The 21,375-nt window shown below is 52.9% G+C and carries 17 protein-coding genes; 12 read left to right on the plus strand and 5 right to left on the minus strand.

All coding sequences use genetic code 11. The annotated features are described in order from the left end of the window. Window positions 1-174 precede the first annotated feature (174 nt). The 9 genes from ACR42D_RS14810 to ACR42D_RS14850 all read left to right on the plus strand — a co-directional run bounded on the left by ACR42D_RS14810 (window position 175) and on the right by ACR42D_RS14850 (window position 9,325). The gene (locus ACR42D_RS14810; RefSeq protein ID WP_484567566.1) at window positions 175-570 is read left to right on the plus strand and encodes a Rid family hydrolase; all 396 of its coding nucleotides are present in this window, start codon (window positions 175-177) and stop codon (window positions 568-570) included. A gap of 28 nt (window positions 571-598) precedes the next feature. Beyond that, a complete protein-coding gene (locus ACR42D_RS14815; RefSeq protein WP_484567567.1) occupies window positions 599-1,735 on the plus strand; it encodes an ornithine cyclodeaminase family protein in 1,137 nt (378 codons plus the stop codon). A 164-nt stretch (window positions 1,736-1,899) separates the two neighbouring features. Then, window positions 1,900-3,387: an APC family permease gene (locus tag ACR42D_RS14820; RefSeq protein ID WP_484567568.1), complete on the plus strand. Its 1,488-nt coding sequence runs from the start codon at window positions 1,900-1,902 to the stop codon at window positions 3,385-3,387. Between the two features lie 21 nt (window positions 3,388-3,408). After that, entirely contained in the window at window positions 3,409-3,732 is a 324-nt protein-coding gene (locus ACR42D_RS14825) for a P-II family nitrogen regulator (RefSeq protein WP_484567569.1), read from the plus strand. Between the two features lie 20 nt (window positions 3,733-3,752). Next, on the plus strand, window positions 3,753-4,319 hold the full coding sequence (locus ACR42D_RS14830; RefSeq protein WP_484567570.1) for a DUF3156 family protein: 567 nt from the start codon (window positions 3,753-3,755) through the stop codon (window positions 4,317-4,319). Between the two features lie 103 nt (window positions 4,320-4,422). Continuing rightward, window positions 4,423-6,285 (plus strand): aspartate ammonia-lyase, encoded by a 1,863-nt coding sequence (locus tag ACR42D_RS14835; protein ID WP_484567571.1) that lies wholly within the window; start codon window positions 4,423-4,425, stop codon window positions 6,283-6,285. Window positions 6,286-6,390: 105 nt separating this feature from the next. Continuing rightward, entirely contained in the window at window positions 6,391-6,696 is a 306-nt protein-coding gene (locus ACR42D_RS14840; RefSeq protein ID WP_484567572.1) for a (2Fe-2S)-binding protein, read from the plus strand. Next, complete coding sequence (locus tag ACR42D_RS14845) at window positions 6,689-8,083, plus strand: FAD/NAD(P)-dependent oxidoreductase (protein ID WP_484567573.1); 1,395 nt, start codon at window positions 6,689-6,691, stop codon at window positions 8,081-8,083. Before ACR42D_RS14840 ends, ACR42D_RS14845 begins: the two co-directional genes overlap by 8 nt. Before the next feature lie 114 nt (window positions 8,084-8,197). Further along, entirely contained in the window at window positions 8,198-9,325 is a 1,128-nt protein-coding gene (locus ACR42D_RS14850; RefSeq protein WP_484567574.1) for an NAD(P)/FAD-dependent oxidoreductase, read from the plus strand. A gap of 887 nt (window positions 9,326-10,212) precedes the next feature. Here the strand turns inward: ACR42D_RS14850 and ACR42D_RS14855 are convergent. Beyond that, window positions 10,213-11,351 (minus strand): IS3 family transposase gene (locus ACR42D_RS14855; RefSeq protein WP_484567575.1). Its coding sequence is split into 2 segments (ribosomal slippage): window positions 10,213-11,087 and window positions 11,087-11,351, totalling 1,140 coding nucleotides; the frame shifts between segments, so codons are not numbered across the junction. Window positions 11,352-11,649: 298 nt separating this feature from the next. Here ACR42D_RS14855 and ACR42D_RS14860 point away from each other — a divergent pair. After that, window positions 11,650-12,273 (plus strand): PEP-CTERM sorting domain-containing protein, encoded by a 624-nt coding sequence (locus ACR42D_RS14860; RefSeq protein WP_484567576.1) that lies wholly within the window; start codon window positions 11,650-11,652, stop codon window positions 12,271-12,273. 543 nt (window positions 12,274-12,816) lie between these two features. Here the strand turns inward: ACR42D_RS14860 and brnA are convergent. Next, a complete protein-coding gene (gene brnA / locus ACR42D_RS14865; protein ID WP_484567577.1) occupies window positions 12,817-13,017 on the minus strand; it encodes a type II toxin-antitoxin system BrnA family antitoxin in 201 nt (66 codons plus the stop codon). A 296-nt stretch (window positions 13,018-13,313) separates the two neighbouring features. Between brnA and ACR42D_RS14870 the strand changes: the two genes are divergently transcribed. Continuing rightward, complete coding sequence (locus ACR42D_RS14870; RefSeq protein ID WP_484567578.1) at window positions 13,314-14,285, plus strand: hypothetical protein; 972 nt, start codon at window positions 13,314-13,316, stop codon at window positions 14,283-14,285. On the opposite strand, the gene ACR42D_RS14875 is transcribed toward ACR42D_RS14870, so the two are convergent. Then, window positions 14,277-15,044, minus strand: coding sequence for a UbiA family prenyltransferase (locus ACR42D_RS14875; RefSeq protein WP_484567579.1), 768 nt, complete (start codon window positions 15,042-15,044; stop codon window positions 14,277-14,279). The genes ACR42D_RS14870 and ACR42D_RS14875 overlap by 9 nt on opposite strands. A gap of 162 nt (window positions 15,045-15,206) precedes the next feature. Here ACR42D_RS14875 and ACR42D_RS14880 point away from each other — a divergent pair, with 162 nt between their 5' ends. Then, window positions 15,207-18,779, plus strand: a complete 3,573-nt coding sequence (locus ACR42D_RS14880) for an SIR2 family protein (RefSeq protein ID WP_484567580.1) — start codon at window positions 15,207-15,209, stop codon at window positions 18,777-18,779. Here ACR42D_RS14880 and ACR42D_RS14885 read toward each other — a convergent pair. Beyond that, window positions 18,734-20,428: a carbamoyltransferase C-terminal domain-containing protein gene (locus ACR42D_RS14885; protein WP_484567581.1), complete on the minus strand. Its 1,695-nt coding sequence runs from the start codon at window positions 20,426-20,428 to the stop codon at window positions 18,734-18,736. The genes ACR42D_RS14880 and ACR42D_RS14885 overlap by 46 nt on opposite strands. Continuing rightward, window positions 20,429-21,367 (minus strand): tyrosine-type recombinase/integrase, encoded by a 939-nt coding sequence (locus ACR42D_RS14890; protein WP_484567582.1) that lies wholly within the window; start codon window positions 21,365-21,367, stop codon window positions 20,429-20,431. It lies immediately after the preceding gene. Window positions 21,368-21,375: the final 8 nt, after the last annotated feature.

Here is a 21,375-nt window from a genome sequence, read left to right on the forward strand (position 1 = left end):
TTTCAGTACATCGGCACTGCCGAATCAACATCTTGAAATAACATAATAAAATACAAAACCACCCTTCGCCGCCCCACCTGCTGTGACAAAGCTGTTCCGTTTTTTCCAATATGGCCGTGCGGTTCTGCTCAACAGGAGTTGACCGCACAGTTCAGCTTGCAAGGAGACAGCATCATGCAACGTATCAATTATTCGTCCGGAGCACCGTTGGAAGACATCGCCGGATATTCCCGAATGGTGAAAGTCGGAGACCACGTCTACATCGGCGGCACCACCGCGGTGCTGCCGGACGGGACTGTGGCCGGCGAAACGGCCCGGGAACAGGCCGCATACATATTCACCAAATTCATCGATCTGCTGGCGCAGGCCGGGGCCAAGGCTTCGGATGTGATCAAGGTAAAGGCTTACGTGACGGACATGGCCCTGGCCCAGGAGGTGGGCGCTGCCTACAGCGAACGTTTCAAAACAATAAGGCCGCTCTTCACCATGGTTGAAACCCCCAAACTGAACCGCCCGACCCAGCTTGTCGAGATAGAGCTCGAAGCACACATCGGATGCGAACTCGTTTAACACTCTTATCCATTCGGGAGACAAGACAATGACGAATCCGAAGATAGATTTTCTGTACCTGAACGAAGACGACATGATCGAGGCGGGCGTGACCGACATGGCCGGCTGCGTGGACGCGATGGAAGAGATGTTCCGCCTGCTCAAGATGGGCGATTTTCGCATGGGCGGAGCGGGCAACAACTCCCATGGCGTCATGATGGTCTTCCCCGAAGAGTCTCCTTTTCCGAACATGCCGCTGGACGGCCCCGACCGGCGATTCATGGCCATGCCCGCATACCTGGGCGGCCAGTTCGATATGGTCGGCATGAAATGGTATGGATCGAACACCGCCAACAGGGAAAAGGAACTGCCGCGCTCCATTCTGATGCTGACGCTGAACGACAAGGACACGGGTGCGCCGCTGGCCTACATGTCGGCCAATATCCTCAGCGCCTATCGCACCGGCGCGATCCCCGGTGTGGGCGTGCGCTATCTCGCCCGCGAGGAAAGCCGGGTCGTGGGCATCGTCGGCCCCGGCGTCATGAGCAAAACGGCTTTCGCCGCCTTCATGGCGGTCCGTCCCGGTATCGAGTGCGTCAAGGTCAAAGGACGCGGCGAGAAATCCATCCGCAGTTTCATTGACTACGTCAAAGACAACTACCCGTCCGTAACGACGATCGAAGTCGTCGACAGCATTGCGGAAGCCGTCCGCGATGCCGACATCGTCTGCGTGGGCACCTCCTCCCCCACGGGCGACGTCAGCAAGTACCCCTACATCAAGGAAGAATGGATCAAGCCCGGCGCGGTCATCTGCTGCCCGGCGGCAGGACGTTTCGACGACGATTTCATCCTCAATCGCGCCCGCAACGTCGCGGATTACGTCGGGCTCTATGAGGCCTGGGCCGAAGAGATGCCGTATCCGGCCTATCACACCGTCCCCATCCCGGCCGTGCATTGCATGGACCTCATCGCGGATGGACGGATGAACAAGCAACAGCTCCAGGATCTGGGCGACATCATTACGGGGAAACTGCCGGCGCGCGAAAGCGATGACGAAACCATCATCTATTCGGTCGGAGGCATGCCCATCGAGGATGTGGCCTGGGGAACCACTGTTTACCGCAACGCATTGAAAAAGGGCATAGGCACGACGCTCAACCTCTGGGAAAAGCCCTATCTGGCCTGATGCCGCTCCGGGAAAGGCATGGAGGGCGGACTCATTGAAAGAGCCCTCTGCGCCGAAGGAATCCGCCCCCTACCCGGCGTAGCGAATAAACCGCGTGGCCCGATTAAGCCCGAGGCTCGAATCGTCATAACAAACTGGTAAGACTTATAATCTTGGAGTGCAGCATGAAAACGGAATTACGGAAGACACTCGGCTTTTTCTCCTGCTTTTCCGTAGCGGTGGGACTGGTGGTCGCTTCCAGCACCCTGGTATCGCTCGGCCAGGGCATGGGATTGGCCGGCGGCGGCTTTGTCTTCGCCATGGCCACCGCCTGGATCCTGCAACTCTTCTCGGCCCAGAGCTATTCAGAGCTTTCCTGCATGATGCCCCATGCGGGAGGGCTCCGTTCCTACACCAAAGTCGCGATGGGGGCCCTGCCCGCCATGGCGGCGGTCATCCTGGCGTACGTCATTCCCAACATGGTCGCCGCGCCCGCGGAGTTGGCCGTGGCCGGCGCGGTCATCACCGAAACCTTTGCCCCGGGAATCCCCCCCATCGTATGGGGCGGCCTGCTTCTGATCGTACTGACCGTGACAAACGTCGTCGGTGTGGACATCTTCGCCAGGCTGCAAATCGTGTTCACACTGACCATGATGATATCCATGGCGTTGCTCGGAATCATCGGCCTTACCGGCATAGGCACCCTCCCGCCACCGGTGCTGCCGGAGCAGCCCTTCAACCCCATGGGCATGAGCGTCTTTGGCCTGACCGCCCTGGCCATCTGGCTGTATATCGGCATCGAGTTCGTCACCCCCATGGCGCAGGAAACCAAAAATCCGCAAAAGAACATTCCCAAAGCCATGTTCTACGGTCTGCTGGCCATCTTCTGCGTCAACCTCGTCTACGGATATGCCTCGCTCAAGTACGTGCCCGCTGAACAGCTCGCCAACTCCAACCACCCCCACATCGACATGGCGCTGGCCATGCTCGGCAGACCCGGCATGATCTGGATCGCCATAGTATCCATCTTCGCCAGCGCGAGCACGATCAATACGGTCATCGGCGTGGTCCCGCGCATGCTCTACGGCATGGCCGTCAGCCGCGAACTGCCCAAGGTGTTTCGCTCCATTCACCCGCGCTTCCATACCCCGTGGATCGGCATCCTGTTCATGGCCGGAGCCATGGGGCTCTTCTTCTTCGGCGGCATCCACAAGGCCCCGAACCTGATCATATACATCCTGGCGGCCTGCTGTTCCTGGCTCTTCGCCTACATCATCGCCCACATCGACGTCATCCTCCTCCGCCGCCGCTACCCGAACTTCAAACGCCCCTACAAAACCCCGTTCCATCCGATGCCGCAGATTCTCGGCTCTCTGGGCATGGGCTACGCCGTCATCAACATCGCGCCTCCGGAAATGGAAAGCACCATATTCCGCCTGGTCGCGATCATGGTCACCGGCACCCTCCTCTACGTCGTCTTCTGGCTCCGTTTCGTCGTCAAGGAACCCATGTTCCGCCCGATGGACATCCAGGCGGCCCAGGAGGAATGGGGCCTGGTGGAAAAAGAGCTCTATAAGAACGGCATACCGGCCACCTTTGTCATCAATCCCGGCTGCGGCCCGAACTGCGGCGCGGCCAACACCAAGCCGGCTGTCGTCTCAACCAACGAATAGTCACGAACAAAAGGAGACATCATGTACCTCATACAGTCCATCATCCGTCCCGAGAAAATAGGTGAAGTCACTGATGCGCTTGCCGAAATCGGCGTGTACGGCATGACGAAATTCCCGGTCATCGGCCGGGGAAAACAGAGCGGTCTGAAAGTCGGCAACACCATGTACAAGGAACTGCCCAAGGAAATGATACAGACCTTTGTCGATGACGAGCAGAAAGACGCCGCCGTGAACACCATCATGAAGGCGGCGCGGACAGGGGATGGCAACCACGGTGACGGCAGGGTGTTCGTCCTTCCGGTCGTCGAGGCCTATACCATCCGTTCAGGCGACCAGAACATCTAGACTGCCAAGCGGAGGCCACCATGTTCCGATCGAGAAGAAAACGGGTCAATGCCGCCAACGAGGCAATCCTCCACACCTCGCGCCTTTTTGCCGGGCTGTGGGGCGATGCGGAGCTGACGGAAGACGGCGATGTGCGTTTCTCCAACCTTCCCAATACGCTGCAAGGCCTGATGGCGGTCCAGACGTGGCAGCGCCAGTTGTTGGGCGGGACGATGTCCGTCAACCTCCGCCTGGAACGGGAAGTGGAGTCAACGCAACACTGCGTACTGCATTTCAGCAACGGGAGATTCCGTTGCAAGGGAAGAAGCGACAAGGCCCAATCCTTGTTGGACCGGTTGCACGCCGACACCTTGCTCATGACGGAGCTTCGGCAGTTGGACCTGGGAGGGCTGACCATTTCGATCTCCGGCGGGAAGGCGACCGTCGCGCTCACCCCCTATGGCGGCGGGCTGGCCTTTCTCGCCCTGCCCCCCCTCCAGTACCATGTCGCCTATCCTCCGGATCAGGTGGGCATGACAGCCCGGGCTCTTGAACGGTTGGAGCGGATCATCAACAGCGAAAGCGAAACCCTCGGCGTCGCCCACTAGGCGGCCATGTGCGCGGACACGGTGTTCGGGCTGGCAGGATCCTCCGCCGGGCGACATCCTCGTCATCAACTGCTTAATTCCAAGAGAATAGCTGTAACCTACTATGAAAATTCAACAGTCCGTCATCCGTCAGGCAGCCAGGTCAACGGGCATCAACGAAAAGGACCTGAACCTCTTGCTCGCTGAGGGCGAGGAACGGATATACCCGCCAAACGAATGGGTATTCCATGAATCCAGTCCGCGCCGATGGGCGGGGATCATCCTTGAGGGCGAGCTCGAGCTGATGCGCGGCCTCCACGGCGCTTGCCGGAAGGTCGGCACGATAGTGTCCGGATCCATGGTCAGCGAAGGCGCGTTCCTCGAGAACAATTCGCATTCGAACGGTGCGTTCACACGAACCGGAGTCAGAATCTGGCAAATCGCCGAGGAGAACATCCAATCACTCAAGGAAAACAACCCGGAGTTGTTTTACCGCGCGGTTGCCCAGATCGCGGTGGGAATCAACCGCCGCATGCGCATGCTTGCCGACTGCGTCCATGAGAGAAAGGACAGTCAGAGCCTGTTGATCAGCGGGTTGCGTCAGGAGAAGGACTCTCTCGGGACAAGGGATATCTTCAACCACGTCTACTATGGCGTCCAGACCCAGCGGGCCATGGAGAACTTCGCCATTTCCGGGATTCACCTGAACAACTTCGACCATATGATCGACGCCCTGGCCATGGTGAAAAAAGCGGCATCCCTGACGAACCATGCGTTGGGCGTCCTCGACGACGCCAGGATGAACGCCATCTGCCAGGCCTGCGATGAAATCCTGAATGGCCAGCTGCACGAACATTTCACCGTCGACATGTTCCAGGGGGGCGCGGGGACCTCGACCAACATGAACGCCAATGAGGTCATTGCGAACCGTGGTCTGGAGATCATGGGGCACAACAAGGGAGAGTACCAATACCTGCACCCCAATGATCATGTGAACTGCTCTCAATCGACCAACGATGTGTATCCGACGGCCATCAAGCTGGCGGTCCTGCTTTCCAACTGCGACCTCATTCGTTCCCTGCGGATTCTGCGCAACGCGCTGGCGAGCAAGGGGGAGAGCTTCAAGGATGTGCTCAAGATGGGACGTACGGAAAATCAGGATGCCGTTCCCATGACCCTTGGCCAGGAATTCAGCGCCTACGCGGTGATGATAGACAGCTCAATCGACGCCCTGGAACAAACCGCCGAAGCATTTCTCGACATCAACCTGGGAGCGACGGCCATCGGCACCGGCATCAACAGCCCTCCCGGGTATGCCGACCTGGTGGCCAGAAAGCTCGCGGCGATAAGCGGTTTTCCGGTCCGCAGAGCCAAGAACCTGGTGGAAGCGACGCAGAATGCGGGAATCTTCGTACGGATGTCGGCCAGCCTGAAGCTGGTGGCCGTACAGATCTCCAAAATATGCAATGATCTCCGTTCGCTCTCTTCCGGTCCGCGATGCGGCCTGAACGAGATCAATCTGCCGCCGATGCAGCCCGGCTCCTCGATCATGCCCGGCAAGGTCAATCCGGTACTCCCCGAAGTGATGAACCAGATATGCTACCAGGTCATGGGATATGACACGGTGGTTTCCATGGCCGCCGAATCCAGCGAGCTGGAACTCTGCATGGCTGAACCGATCATCGCATACGACCTGCTCCACGGCATGATGATCCTGAAAAACGGCTGCATATCCCTGGTGGAACGCTGCATAAGCGGTATCGAGGCCAACAGGGATGTCTGCAGGAGCTATGTCCAAAGCAGCATCGGCCTGGTGACCGCATTGGTGCCGGTCATCGGGTATGAGCAGTCTGCGGCAATCGCCAAGGAAGCCCTTGGAAGCGGCGCCAGCGTGTATGACATCGTACTGGCCAAGGGGACGCTTACCAAGGAACAGCTGGACGAAATCCTGCTTCCCGAAAACATGACCGATCCGCGAAAAATCTAACCAGCTGCCGGGAAACGGGATGTAAACTGTTGGATTTCAGATCGACACGCCACACCCCACCGAGACAAGCCACACAAGGTACGCACTGACCATCAGGAGTTCCAGATGCTTAAAAGATTACATGAAAACAGGCCCGGAGTAGAACGGGTGAACATCATTTTCGAGGGGGAACGATTGGAGGTTCCTGCGACGGAAACCGTTATAGCCGCTGTCATGGCGGCCGGAGCGGGCTTCAACCGGACCTCGCCGATCAGCGGCGCGCATCGAGCGGCATACTGCCACATGGGCGTCTGCTATGAATGTCTCATGGAGATCAACGGCGTTCCCAATCAACAGGCCTGCAAAATCCAAGTGCAGGAGGGCATGGTCGTCAACCGGCAGCGCGGCGCAAAGGATTTGACCAATGAATAAGCTCTACGATCTGATTATTGTCGGTGCCGGGCCCGGCGGGCTTGCGGCGGCGGTCACTGCCGACCAATTGGGCCTTTCGGCGCTGCTGGTGGATGAACAGCCGGAACCGGGCGGGCAGATATACCGTTCAATCGAGAGAAGCCTTCCGGAAAACGCGCATGTTCTCGGTGAGGACTACTTTGCCGGCAGCCGACTTGTGAAGGATTTTCGTGCATCCGGCGTCACCTATCTGCCGAACGCAACCGTCTGGAACATAGAGAACGGTTTCAGTGTTGATATATTGTCCGCTAATACATTGCGGCGGGTGCGCGGGAGCCGGATCCTGTTCAGCGTCGGGGCCGTGGAGCGGCCGGTGCCGATCCCGAACTGGACGCTCCCCGGCGTGATGGGCGCCGCAGCGGCGGACATCCTGTTCAAGTCCTCGGACATGACGCCGCAAGGACCGGTCGTGCTTGCGGGTAGCGGCCCGTTGCTGCTGCTGGCCGCCTGCCACCTCGTGGACAACGGAGTCGACGTTGCCGCAATGGTCGAGACGGCCGGTATGGGGGATTACTTGAAGGCAGTCCCCTTCCTGCCCGGGGCGTTGCGCCGAAGCGATTATCTGCTCAAAGGCCTGCGGATGAGACTGAAGTTGAAACGCGCCCGTGTTCCCCTGTACCTAGGCTGCCGCGATCTGGCTGTAATCGGCAACGGGCAGGCCGAAGGGTTGCGCTTTACCTGCCGCGGCAGGAAGCGGGAAGTCGCCGCGGCAACGGTCCTGCTGCACGAAGGGGTCGTCCCGAACCTGCGCCTCACCCAACTGCTCAACTGTGAACACGAATGGTACGCCCCACAGCGTTACTGGCGGCCGCTGCTCGACCAATGGGGACGAACGAGCGTTCCGGGAGTTTCTGTGGCGGGTGATTCCGGCGGCATCGACGGAGGCAAGGCGGCGGCAATCGCCGGGCATCTCGCCGCCATCAATACCGCCTGCGATCTGGAGGTGATCACCGACTCGGAGCGCAACCGGTTGGCGCAACCCCACCTCAAGGATATGCGGCGGGAAAGGCTGATTCGCCCCTTTCTCGACCATGTCTTTCCGCCAAGCCGCCAGGCGCTGGTTCCCCCTGACGATTCGACTGTCGTCTGCCGCTGCGAGGAGTTGACCGCGGGCCGGATACGCGAATCGGTAGCCCAGGGAGCGCGTCACCCCGCTCAGATCAAGGGACAGACGCGAGCCGGAATGGGCCCCTGCCAGGGACGGATGTGCGCATCGACAATCGCCGAAATCATCGCGGATAGTGGTTCACTGGATATCGCGACCATAGGCCTGTCCCGGGTCAGATCTCCTCTGCAGCCGTTGACCATTGAACAGCTAGCGAATCTGGAATTCGAGGAAGCGAGCTGAAACCCGGCCGCTCCAACCATTCGTAACTGGAAGTAAAGCCACTACAAATCAGAGAAGACTGCTATGCGGTGACCGAGTGCGAGCCACCTGCCTATCTGCAGAAACCGAGGGAACATGAAGACTAGCGCGGATGTAATCATCATAGGTGGTGGGATCATAGGTTGTTCGACCGCATACTATCTGGCGAAAAAGGGCAAAACGGTCATTGTCCTCGAAAAGGGAAAGGGGATCGGATATGGCGGATCAGGCCGCAATGGCGGGGGGGTGCGCCAGTCCGGCAGGGACAAGAGAGAATTGCCACTGGCCATGTACGGAGTGCGGAACCTTTGGCCGCATCTTTCCGAAGAGCTTGGGACGGATGTCGAGTACTACCGGCAGGGCAACCTCCGGCTGGGCAAAACCGATGAGCATCTTGAAATTTTGCGCGGACTTACCGACGTTGCCGAGTCCTTGGGCCTCGATGTGAGAATGGTGACCGGGGAGGAAGTCAGGGAAATCTGCCCGTATCTTTCCGATGAAGTGATAGGGGCCAGCTGGTGCCCGAGCGACGGGCACGCGAACCCCCTGCTGACGACGACGGCATTCTACGCCAAGGCACGCCAGCTTGGAGTGACCTTTCTTTTTGAACAAAGCGTGCTTTCCATAAAAACGGTCGCGGGCCGGGCGAGAAAGGTCGTGACCACCCGCAGGGGATACGAGGCGGACAAAATCATCCTGGCCGCAGGCTACGAAAGCCGCGCCATCTCCAACACCGTGGGCGTGGACGTACCCATGACGAGGATCGCGCTGGACACCCTGGTCACCGACGCGCAGCCCCCCATGTTCTACCAGATGCTCGGAACCGCCATGGCCGACTTTTACGGTCATCAAACGACCCATGGCTCCTTTGTCTTTGGCGGAGGATCCCCCCTGGATGCCGACCGCATCAAGGGGCTTGCGAGCCATCCCCCGGCCACGGCCACCGCAGCGACCTGCAAGGGCATCTTGAGCTACATCCCTGCCTTGAAACACGCAAGGGTGGTCAGGACCTGGGTCGGTTTGGTTGATGTGTGCGAGGACAAGGTCCCGGTTCTCGACCATGTCGAAGAGGTCCCCGGATTGATTCTGGCATGCGGCTTCTCCGGCCATGGGTTCGGGATCGCTCCCTCCGTGGGCACTGTCTTGTCCGAAATGGCCTGCGATGAAACGCCCTCCATCGATATCAGCGAACTGAACCATGCACGTTTCGCCGACAAGAAATAGGCACGCTTGCGGCCGGGAATTCCATGAAAGCAGTTTCCTCATAGCTGATTTTACTTATTGTAAAAAAACGGCCTGCTCCCCTTTCATGTTCCAACCTTATGCCAATACACGCACTTCCCGCCGAAGGGGGCGACCTCGCAGCCTAGCACCCAAGAGAAGGGATTCCCCCTGGCTTTGGTTACGCTTGATCCATCTCCATCGGCTTCAAGCCGTCCAACATCATGAAAATCATAAACGCCCTCATGAGACTTGAGGCCAAATCCATCCGCCCTGAATTAACTTGTATATTTTGGGTCTAACCCACGAAAAAGGCCTAGAAGAAAAACCTTCTAAGCCTTTATAATCATTGGTGGAGCTGGAGGGAATCGAACCCACGACCTCTTGAATGCCATTTTTGAGGGCGTTCAACGGGAATTGCACCACAACACACTAAAAAAGAGGGATTTATTCGCCGCCAAGCCTCTTCAAGCTCCCTGTCGCATGATGTGCGGAAGGCGCGGAATGTCGGTGTTTTCGCATGGTGTCTTGGAATAAGCGGACATATAGCGGACACTGGCTAATAATGTTGTCGCTACAATCCCAAAAGCCAAGGCCCTTTAGTAGTCACGTAGCCCCACGGCAGGTCTGTTCCAGTCAGGCCTTTTTCCCAATATGAACGAATATCGTCCCAGGTCCGTCTGACCCACGCATCGGTCTCCGCAGCGTCCTGTCCAACTTCATCATCCGCCAGAGCCCGTAAAGCAAACTTCAACTCAGCAAACGTATTGGCAAAATCTCCCGGGCGACAGTCTTCAGGGACTGGGGTTAGATGGATCTCCCCAGAAATGTCTCCCCACGTCAGGTGCAATCTGATCGTGCTATCACCTGATGCTGGTGATGCCCCCGTTTTAGGTCCGGGCTTGTGTGGGTTCCCGGCGCCTTTCCAGCCCATCCATTCCGGGCAATTGCCCGGAATGGATGGCGAACTCAATGGGCGTCAGGTTGCCCAGGGACGAGTGAGGACGACTCTCATTATAGTCTAGTCGCCACGCCTCGACCTTACGCTGGGCATCCTCCAGAGACAAGAACCAGTTCACATTGAGGCATTCGTCTCTGAAACGACCGTTGAATGATTCGATATATCCGTTGTCCGTAGGCTTTCCCGGCCTGGAAAAGTCCAGTTCAACATGGTGTTCATAGGCCCATTTGTCCAAGGCCTTTGACGTGAATTCCGGTCCATTATCGCACTTGATACGAGCTGGCAGCGAGCGATCACAGGCTATCTTTTCCAGTACCTCGGTCACTTGCTCACCGGTAATACTTTGGCCGGCTTCGATGGCCAGACTTTCCCGCGTATAGTTGTCGACTACGGTCATCAGCTTGAGCCTACGATCGAAAAGAGCATCGCTCATGAAGTCCATAGACCACACTTCGTCGGGCCGTGTTGCGCTTTCTGCCTTTTCACGATGCATAGCACTTACGATGCGTTTAGGCCGCTTGCTGCGGAGCAACAGTCCTTCCTCCTTGTAGAGGCGGTATACGCGCTTGTGGTTGATTTCCCAGCCCTCTCGACAAAGCAAAACGTGGATGCGCCGATAACCATATCGAACTCGGGTTGCGGCAATTTCACAAATTCTCATGCGGAGCTCGGCCTGATCGTCGCTTTTTCGCCGGTAAGTATACAGCGACCGGGATATGAGTGCGATGCGGCATGCACGACGGATGCTCACGTCGTAATCGACCCGGAGGTCGTCCACCAACTCCCGACGACGACCAGGCCTCAGAGCTTTTTTGACAGCACGTCCTGCAGCATGACTTTGTCGAGACTCAGATCTGCCACCATCTGCTTGAGCTTGCGGTTTTCTTCTTCGAGCATCTTCAGACGGCGAAGTTCACTGGTGCCGCGACCGCCGTATTTCTTTTTCCAACGATAGAAGGTCTGCTCGCTGATCCCCATTTTACGGATCACCTCCTTCACGGGAGTCCCATGCTCGGCCTGGCGCAAGGCAAAGGCAATTTGTTCTTCAGTGTACCTTGATTTCTTCACGACGAAATCCTCCTACTTTCTGATAGTCGATTTCGCCGAAGAACTCACATTGTCGGTGGACCTATTTCACGGGTGTAGGTCACCCTGACCACTCTCCGGTCAGGGCTTTTCTTTTATCCGGGCAATGCATGGACAAAGGCAAGATATGTAACGACACCCAACACTTTTGTCGGAAATACTTACAAGACATGAGCACGTCATCATGCGTCAAGATTCTATAGCTTATTGTTTTTATGGACGACTATAGATAGGGAACGATTGTTGCTCAGATCTCCCCGTCACCAAAACAGGAGGAGTTATGAAGCCTGCGTTCCGTGTTCTTTTCGCGTTCATTCTGACGCTGGCGCTCTGTGCCCCGGCAATGGCCGAAGTTATTACTTTTTACGGAGACGACCAAGGGGCCACGCTGACCCCGGCCGGAGCCGAAGCCCAATTCCAGTCTAACCTATCCAGTGTCTTCATCGAGGATTTCTCTTCGGGCACCACCATCGATTTCGGCAACGGCATTACCGCCACCGCGAACACCGGCTCTGTAGCAAATGAGAGGTGGCACCTTTACAACAGACCTTTGACTCTGACGTTCAGCCAAGCCATCAACGCCTTTGGAACTTACATCATCGACGTGGATCAGGGATCCGATCTTTCCTTTTTCTACAACGATTCCGAGTTGGACATCCCGCATCAGGTGGTGGCAGGAGGCCTCAATAATGACGTTCATTTCTGGGGCATTATCGATACGGAAGCATTGTTCACCCAAATAACCTTCACCGGTATCACCTGGTATATTGACTGGGACAACATGCAGATCGGCACTCCCGACGTGCAGCATTCCAGCCCGGTCGCAACCCCCGAGCCGTCCACTTTCCTGCTGCTGGCGGCGGGCCTTGGCGGCATCGCCTTCCTGCGTCGCAAGCGCGCCTAGCATCAGCTTTCTAGCAAATGAAAAGGCCCGTAGGATTGTCCTCCGGGCCTTTCTTATGCGGCTTCATGTCAAGGACTCCCGCTTTTCTTTGTTTCATCATTTCATAGGGCGCACTCGTCCGTCACCCAACGGTGTAATTATCAAGTATTCCTTTTCTTATTCGTGCTCTGCGGCACCAAGTCCAGAAGTAGGTCCACTTTGTCGGCCCACTGAGCAGTGTTTATAAGGTGGATAGTTTATCGGAAGGCTAAGCCGAGGCCCCCCATATCCACCCGATTTCATTTGTATATTTTTTGTATATTCCACGAAAAAAGGCTTAGAAGGAAAACCTTCTAAGCCTTTAAATTCATTGGTGGAGCTGGAGGGAATCGAACCCACGACCTCTTGAATGCCATTCAATGGCACACTATGTAGTTGTTTGGAATACTTATCGTTTTGAGCGGGGAATATACATCGGGAGTATATCTGCGGGTAAAAGGTATATCTTTTGTATATTCTTGGGAGGTATAGAAATGGTATATCCGACCTCCCAGTCGCCCTACTCTACAGGGCCATTTTGTTCTCGGACCGGAGACAATCGGATATCCAGACCTTGACCAAAGCCTGTCTGGAAACACCGAGCCTCCGGGCCTTCTCGTCCATCTCCTTAACCATCCATACCGGGAAATCAACGTTCACTCGCTTGATTTCACGGTCAAAGGTTTCGGATTCGGCACTTCTGTCGAAGTTGTCCTTGGACTTCATAACCCACCTCACTAGTTTTCATAGAACGGACGGACATAGACCAACCATGTCCTCACCGGAATTCCTATGACGGTACCCTCTGGGTTGGACGATGGCCAGGACTTTGTCCGTAGACACTGATATTCTTGATGAAATGGTATACTTTTTATATCAAAAGTACACCAATATTGAATCCACCCTTTCAGACATCCGAGGTTGCCGAAATCCAGTCATCAATGATATAGGCAACAATAATTATGAGGACACCTACATCTGTAATTTGACCACCACACAATCCATCGATAACTGATAATTATATGGCTTTGTACGAGCGACAAAATTACTTATTTTCCCTGATGCACCACGTTCTGTGGAGTTTTCTAGTACCGTTGGCGTACGGGGGTGTCGCGAGTACCATCATCTGGTTTACCGAGTCAGCAAAGGTGTTTTCTCGATTTGTAGAAGCGTATTTCGTCTCATTCAACTGTGTCATATCAGCAGGTCTGATTCTGGGAGCTGTGTCTTTTGTCTACTTCACACAAGGGCACGTGGTTGAATTGATTGAGAAATCTTTTTTTGACAAAGATTTACGGCGAGACTCAGGTTATCAAGAGAGCAAGCGAAGGTTTCTAAGTGTCCAAAGGTCTATATCCTTTTCAGCACAGTTCATACTTGTGGCATTTCTGATTTTTTATACATGCCAATTCCCGTTTGAGGGATTTGCGCAATACGCGATGATTGGCATTGGATGTGCTCAATATGGAATGGGCGTTTATGTCGGGAGAAAACTCTTTTATTTTTCCAAGATGCTCAACGATGTCGAAAAGTTGCACACAAAAGAAGATGTATTTACAGACGGCAATCTCGGGCTCATCTCTTCCTATGTAAACATTCTATCAACTTTGACAGTTGTTTTTGTCTACGTTCATGTGAAGAGCTTTTATGGAGCTCCATTCGAATTCAATACTATTCTTGGGGCTTCCGCCAAACATTTCCTACTACTTCCTGGGATTATCGCCATACCGGTGCTGATAATATTCAACTTTTATCCCCGAAGCGTACTTCGTACTCTTTATTCGCGTTCGATTAACGTAAGGCTAGAGGAACTCACGAAAAGTCTTGAGGGCCGTGAATTAAGTCAATTCGAACAATTGAGCTATGTCGCTGAACGAGAAAAGATGTCGAGGGATGAGTTGAAATACCGATTGCAACTTTCATTGAGTGACATTCCGATTGGTATCACTATCGTCGCTCTTATTATTTCTCTCATCAAGGATGGGTTAGGCTAAAAAAGCCAAGCCGAACAGCATTTGGATTTTCATGAGCATAATACTCGGATGTTGCCATTTAGGTTTCTGCCAGAGCAGCATGAAAAACGTGCTCATAGCTATCAAAGCCATCAAGATCCCTGTTTTCATGGCACTTGAAATAGCGAGTGGCACTAGGACGACAAAAGAAATGATCTGAAGTCCAAATCCAATGCCCCTGATGCGTTTTGTCCCAAAAGCAATTGCCAGATTGTCACAATCGCCCTCGGCATCATGCACATCCATCAACAGTTCTCTTCCCATCATGAACAAAGCCAGAGAAAGGGCTACAAGGTAATAACCATATCCTAGGCCACTTGAGTTTATAGCGATGAGGATTGGGAGCATGGTAACAACGACAACATAAAAATTCTTCAATCTCGGGAAATGGTTAACGACTAGATTGTAGTTTGTCATACCCAGACAAAAGGCCACATAGTAAAAGACTGATGCTCCTGAGATATACAGCCGGATGAGAACGAGAGAAATTGCCAGAAGAGCAAAATAGAAGATGACGGCAGACGTGACGCGAATTTCCCTTCGTGGCAAAGGGCGTTCGGGATGATTGATGACGTCTTTTTCGATGTCATTGATGTCGTTGACGACAAAGCCACACATGGCAATAGGAAATACTGGGAGGGCCTGTGTAACCCCCAATAGAATATCTTGAGAATGGTAAGCCACAGGCGCCATGATTGCCAAAAAGGTGAGCAAACATGAATCAATTCGTGACAGTTTCAAGAATGTCACAGCGGAATTGAACGCCTTTGGGCGGCGGATTAAGCCCATATAATTATCAGTTATCGACGACTCTCACCTTGCTCTACCCACAGCGCGAGTGCTATAGACTGCCTTATTTTATAGACTCTACCTCCACGCTTAACCCATCGATAATTGGAAATTATGTACCATATAGATATTGCCCAAATTGTAGCCAATATTATCACAGAAGAATTGCCGGTAGACGGACAGGCAAACCTTTGCCTGTTTATGGGGGCGGGAGCGTCGCTGACTTCAGGTGCTGATTCATTCCAACAACTCAAGGAAAGAATTCTGAACAGCTATGCTTTCAGCGTGGAGGATGGTGCGGACTCAATTAACTCACTTAAAGAGTCTGATAACATTGAAGCATTCTTTCAACTCCTATTCAGCCAGGTGAAGAACGCGCGGACCAGAAGCATCCTACTGAAAGAGGCATTTCCGCATAGCGCCATTCCTACGGATGGTTATATTTGTACGGCTCTCTTATGCTCGGCAGGGGCAATCAAAAATATTATTACTACCAACTTCGACCAATATCTGGAGTATGCAGCGAAAGTCGTCGGTGTGCATGACCGTTTGCACGTTATATACGCGCATTCAAAAAGTGACCTGTCGGAGTTACATGAGATTTCTAGGAAAAAGGTGTTAACCTTTAAAATCCATGGGGACGTAGACGCGGGCATCCACTACTTGACTGAATCGGAATTGAATGAGGGGGCCTACCCTGATCACATATCAGACATTGCAAAGTACCTGATTCAGGGGAACCGAATGTTGTTTTGCGGGTATTCTGGTTTTGAACAACGATTAGCTGAATTCTTTCACAAACACATTAATTGCGATCCAATCTCTAGAAACTTGGACATATACTGGATCAATCCCAGTGCAATTCACCCAGAAGCTCCATTATCCAGAGCCATTGAGAACCGTTTGGTACAAGGGGCTGGGGGCCATGACATGGGCTTCGACAATTTTATGAAGCGCCTTGTACGCAATTTGGACCCCGATCTATTTGAAGGGAAGACCAGATTGTACAGGCCGTTTAGTCTATATGGTCCCGAAATTTGGGACAGGACGTATGAAGTCTTGGAGAGCCAGGATTATCTTACTCTGGATGGGCCTCTATATGTCAAACGACCCGAATTAGTTCAAAGGGTATGTGATACCCTTATTGCGACCGATAATATGGCGATGCTGGTTGGGCCGTCAGGTTATGGAAAAAGCTCTTTAATGCCAGAGTTAGTCGAGACACTCAAGCTGTCAAATGGTTTTAACAACACTGTTGCCCTCACCTTAGGTGAAGAGTTGAAGCCGAACCGCTCCTTAGAGGATATACTAGCTGATATCCTTGGCCTTGATCACATAACCATCCCATCTTTGACATTGATTCAATCTGATCTCGTCAACAGGCAAGCGCAGCTCATAGTGGTTGTTGATGGACTTGATCAAAGTCGGGCATCAATTGACGAAATAAAATTGCTATACAGGGATATTGCAAGATTTCACCGTTCTCTACTGCGGGAAGGAGTGACGCGCATCCGTTTTGTTTTAAGCTGCAGAACGGAAGTATGGCACCGAATCAGCAGTCGAAGTGCCAGGGTTAAAGCCGACATCTCACATGTGACACAAACTCTGGTAACAGCCTTTGACAACAGAGAAACCAAACAGGCATTCACGACCTACACTCACCACTTCAACGTTAAGGGGGAATTCGATGGTTTGTCTCCCAAGACCCGTGCTTTGCTGAGCGAACCAATCCTTTTGCAACTTATCTGTAAGGCGTATGAAAACTCCAAGCTCCCCATCAGCCTGCGGTTACATGATATTTTTGAAGACTTTGTAAAATCGCGCCTCGAAAGCCATAACGATTATGATGTGCTCCCGTTTCTTGAACGATTGGCCGTCAAATGGCTTGATCCACGGCTGGCTAGGGATGGATGTAGTTTTGGGGATCTCCCACGGATGACAAGTATGGGGAGCTTACTTGACATAGCTGTCCGTACAGGAATCATCAGAGTCTCCGAAACAGAAACAAGTGAGTACTATTCATTTTTCCATGAAAGGATATTGGAATTATTTATCGCGAGACACCTAATGCAAGTCCTCGAAGACCCAATGGGGGTAATACGATTCGACCATGATCAACTACTTGATTTCATGGAGCAACACAATGAGAGCAAGCATGCAGCGAATGTCATCAAGTTGTTTTTAACCGACCCGAGAACCCGCCGGGGGTTCACGCATTGCCTAAAAGAGGCAACAAATGCCACCAGCTTATTGCTTAAGGAATGTATTCTGACAATAGCTCAATCTGACCCCGAAGATTACGCGGATAGATTTCTTGAGTGGTATTACACGACAACTAGTGGTCGTTTAAAACGAGCTCTCATTCAGGCGGCTGCGACAACGCTTGGTGCCGCTTCCAAACTCTGGGATATTATCAACGTCGGGGGAGCGACATCTTCCCTGATGGTCCCGGCCATTCACTTCCTTGTCGACTCTTATCGAAAGAGCATCGAATCTTGCTCAGAGCATCCCAGCACCCAGGTGGCCCAGATGGGGGCTCGTTTTCAAGGTGGAAACAGCCATGCAAAAATTTTTCTCAACCTGCTTCTTGTAGCCCGAGTACGAATAGAGATTCTGCCAACCAACGTGCAAGATGAATTTTACAAATCTATTTGGCAATCTTTAGGTGAAGGAGTGCGGGCTGCGAACATGCCCAATGAAGCAGAAATTGAAGAGGCGATGAATCTCTTTGGCCCAAAGTATCTTTTCAATGCAACAGCAAGAGATTTCACGCTCTTTTTTTCAAGAACTCAGAAAGAAAAAGATCGTTTTGAGCATATACTCAAACTAATGCTCAACCCTGAATTAGCGTCTGATAAATCTCTTCGAAAAGACGTGCTCACGTGTATTCGGGATGGCGCGGACAAAATAGAGCGAATTTTACTTCAGCCTGTTTTCATCCAGGTTGCCCGCCAGGATTTCCCCCTCTACAAAAAAACAATAATGGCGATGCTTCATGAAAGTAGAGATGCCCGCGAAGCGGATTTTTGTAGTGGGAACGTAGCCTACCAGTTGGCAGCAAATGATTTTTTTGACCACTCCTTGTCATATACAGTGAATGAGTATTCGCTCAAGGAACGGCCAGATTTTTTTCTGCGTGAAAAGGCCTATGACACACTTTTTAACCCAATTGGAACATATGGCTTTACCTACCCTCTTCGGAACCCTAACGAGCCGATTGATTTGTATGCCACCTACATCGCCCGATACTGTGAAAACGAAGAAGTGGCCCCTTTGCTCAGGATGTTGCATGCAATCAGACAGACACTAACTTTGACTCCAACCGAAGGACTCCAGACCTTGAGGCCAATTCTGACCTGCAAGCATCCAGATGTCAGAGACAGGCTAGTGAGAGTGCTCGCAGAAGGGTATGCAATCAACCCGACATTAATTTCAAATTACGTTTATCGAAACGAGAACCTATTTACGACTTCGGAAATAGTGGAAATCCTGTGCGACAGGGATCACGATATCCACATGCACCCCATTACGATTCTTGAGTGGGGACGGGTCTATCGCTTTCTGTTGTCACAGAATGATGCCACCCAAAATTGGCACAACTTGCTTTTCAACATTAATAGGGCCACCTCGCTTCAGGAGATTTACAAACTTTTTTCGATGGCGGTTTCTGGAAGCCATACCAGATAGCCCTGAAGATAGAGATAGTCCAAGCCAAGTCTTAAAAAGCAATCAATGGCGTGCTCTGGAGTTTCCACAATCGGCTCTCCTGGGCCATTGAAGGAAGTATTACAAATTACCGGGCACCCAGTCAGCGAATCAAACTGTTCGATCGTCTTGAATAATAGAGGATTAAATGATTCATAGAGGACTTGGACTCGTGCCGAGCCATCGACGTGTGTGACGGCTGGAATTGGCGGTGAGGCATCCATTTTCACACGAGCCGTGTTGATCATGTAGTAGCTATCTGGAGAACCCTCGAAATATCGAGCGTACTCATGCTCAAGGATAATGGGGGCTATGGGCCGGAAAGGCTCGCGTCCTTTGATGTCACGGTTAAGACGCTCCCGTATTCTGGGGAGTGTCGGATTTGCAAGAATACTCCTGTTGCCCAAAGCACGTGGACCGAATTCAGAACCGTCAGTATAAAAGCCTATTATTTCTCCCCTTGCCAGCAGTTGCGCTAAAGTATGGCTGGGTGACGACTGGAGGGCAAACTCAATGCGAGGATAAGCATCATTCAATGCGGCGAGAATATCCTGATTCGTGTAGTGTTTCCCTGGACAGACTATAGTTGTCGATGGGGTGGAATTTTTGGGAGCAAGGAGCTCTCCTTCGTTCAGTTCCCACGCTTTCCACGACACAGCGCCATAGGCTTGACCTGCGTCATTCACAAAAGGCAGCAAGTGCAAGGAAGCACCATGGGCAGCCAACCTATCTTTGAGGATGCCGTTGGCAACTGCATTAAGTGCACACCCTCCAGCGAGGCCCAGATGTGTGCTGCCAGTAGTCTCCATCAGTAACTCCGCGCAGTGAATGAGAACATCTTCAAATACAACTTGCACACTGGCTGCGAGATCTGCTCTGACCGTGAAGCCATCATTCCTTCTAGAAAGGGCCTCGACCAATTCCCCAATCAGCTCATCTGCTGGCTGCTGGATTTCCATTACCTTGTCGAATGACTTTGTCAGTCGTATGTGTTGCTTTATTGTATCGGAATAGACGGGCTTCCCATACCCGGCCAACCCCATGGTTTTCCCTTCCTGCCTCTTTCCAAAACCGATGATGTGGCTGACCATGTTGTACAAATATCCGAGTGAATTGCTTACACTTCGAGAAAAGGCATCTGTTTCACGTAGACTCTCCCCCAGCGTCCTGCCGAGAAGAGTAATTCCTCCGGGGCTGGCATTAAAAAACGAAATAGTCTCGCGGGAGTCGGGCATCCCTACCTCGGTAGCTCTGCGAGTGTAAGCTCCTCCTCCATCAATAACCAGAACAGCCATTTCATCCGGCCACGAGTAGTGATAGATGGAAGCCGCATGAAGCAGGTGATGATTGACCACTTCAATATCAGGATATGCGCTTATGGTTCGGTGAGGAAGGATATCACCTGCGACAATGTAATCAATCTGCTCCAGTCTCATGCCTGCCGCATTAAGACAGTACTCTACCGAAGGTCTGCAAGGGATTTCAAACCACCAACCAAGCCCATGTTTGCGACGAGTAATTCTTTCGTCTTCAATGCCAACAACAATTTTACCGTTAATGGACAAAACGGCTGAATAATCGTGAGAAGAACCACCAAGTCCAAGTATTACTGACATATTGATAATTTCCAATTATCGATGGGTCTCCTCCAGCTTCAATCCCCTCCTCGGATGCTTTTTCCCCAATGCCTCCCTCTGTGCCGACAGGCTCACATGCGTATAAATCTCCGTCACCGCCAACGAACTGTGGCCGAGCAACGTCTGGATGTTGCGGATGTCCACTCCGTTCTCCAGCAAGAGCGTAGCTATGGTGTGCCGGAACATATGCGGGGTGGCGTCTTCCGGTATGCTGGCCAGCTTCTGGTATTTCTTGATGAGCTGGCGCACGGATTGGTCGGACAACGGATGCTTGTCTCTGTTGCGGAAGAACGCCGACTCGGGCTCTAGGAACTCCGTGTAGAGCCTCTGGTAGCTTTTCAAGGCCTGCACGGTCGCCTTGTCGCATAGGGGGATGACCCGTTCTCGTTTGCCCTTTCCCATTACGAGAATGTGGCGGTGGTTAAGATCAACGTCCGCCGCCCTCAACTGGCAAAGCTCCGAGACCCTGACGCCTGTCGAGAACAGGGTTTCCAGCACGGCTATATCCCTTGTGGCCTCCTGATAGGCCCTGGAGGCAACCGGAGCCTCGTACCTAAAGGCATATGCACACTGGAGGAGCTTGGTCACGGACGAAACGGACAGGGTTCGGGGGAGGCTCTTGGCCCGTTCAAGGCGGAGGCGAAGCTTCCTAAACGGTGAAGCCTCAATGTACTCCTCCTGCTCTAGGAACGTGAAAAAGGATTTCAGGGTGGCGAGCTTCCGCTTTATGCTCCGGGGCTTGTATTGCTCATCGAGCCAGCCCAGGTATTCCCGGATGAGGTTCTTATCGATGGCGGCGACCACAAGGTCATTTGACTGTTTTTGTCGGAATTGCCTCAAGTCGAGTTGGTAGGCAGTCATGGTCAGCTTGGAAAGGCCTCTTTCAAGGCGGCAGTGACGAAGGAATACGTCAGCAGCATCGGACAATTTCATTGAAACCC

Source organism: Pseudodesulfovibrio sp. lm2024 (genome assembly GCF_051175575.1).
Classification (GTDB): Bacteria; Desulfobacterota; Desulfovibrionia; order Desulfovibrionales; family Desulfovibrionaceae; genus Pseudodesulfovibrio; species Pseudodesulfovibrio caledoniensis.

Excerpts from the sequence above, each read along its gene's own strand:
- ACR42D_RS14810 (WP_484567566.1), top strand. The coding sequence starts at position 175 with ATGCAACGTATCAATTATTCGTCCGGAGCACCGTTGGAAGACATCGCC.
- ACR42D_RS14890 (WP_484567582.1), bottom strand. The coding sequence starts at position 21,367 with ATGAAATTGTCCGATGCTGCTGACGTATTCCTTCGTCACTGCCGCCTT.
- ACR42D_RS14840 (WP_484567572.1), top strand. The coding sequence starts at position 6,391 with ATGCTTAAAAGATTACATGAAAACAGGCCCGGAGTAGAACGGGTGAAC.
- ACR42D_RS14820 (WP_484567568.1), top strand. The coding sequence starts at position 1,900 with ATGAAAACGGAATTACGGAAGACACTCGGCTTTTTCTCCTGCTTTTCC.
- ACR42D_RS14830 (WP_484567570.1), top strand. The coding sequence starts at position 3,753 with ATGTTCCGATCGAGAAGAAAACGGGTCAATGCCGCCAACGAGGCAATC.
- brnA (WP_484567577.1), bottom strand. The coding sequence starts at position 13,017 with ATGAAGTCCAAGGACAACTTCGACAGAAGTGCCGAATCCGAAACCTTT.
- ACR42D_RS14850 (WP_484567574.1), top strand. The coding sequence starts at position 8,198 with ATGAAGACTAGCGCGGATGTAATCATCATAGGTGGTGGGATCATAGGT.
- ACR42D_RS14880 (WP_484567580.1), top strand. The coding sequence starts at position 15,207 with ATGTACCATATAGATATTGCCCAAATTGTAGCCAATATTATCACAGAA.
- ACR42D_RS14870 (WP_484567578.1), top strand. The coding sequence starts at position 13,314 with ATGGCTTTGTACGAGCGACAAAATTACTTATTTTCCCTGATGCACCAC.
- ACR42D_RS14835 (WP_484567571.1), top strand. The coding sequence starts at position 4,423 with ATGAAAATTCAACAGTCCGTCATCCGTCAGGCAGCCAGGTCAACGGGC.
- ACR42D_RS14815 (WP_484567567.1), top strand. The coding sequence starts at position 599 with ATGACGAATCCGAAGATAGATTTTCTGTACCTGAACGAAGACGACATG.
- ACR42D_RS14860 (WP_484567576.1), top strand. The coding sequence starts at position 11,650 with ATGAAGCCTGCGTTCCGTGTTCTTTTCGCGTTCATTCTGACGCTGGCG.
- ACR42D_RS14825 (WP_484567569.1), top strand. The coding sequence starts at position 3,409 with ATGTACCTCATACAGTCCATCATCCGTCCCGAGAAAATAGGTGAAGTC.
- ACR42D_RS14845 (WP_484567573.1), top strand. The coding sequence starts at position 6,689 with ATGAATAAGCTCTACGATCTGATTATTGTCGGTGCCGGGCCCGGCGGG.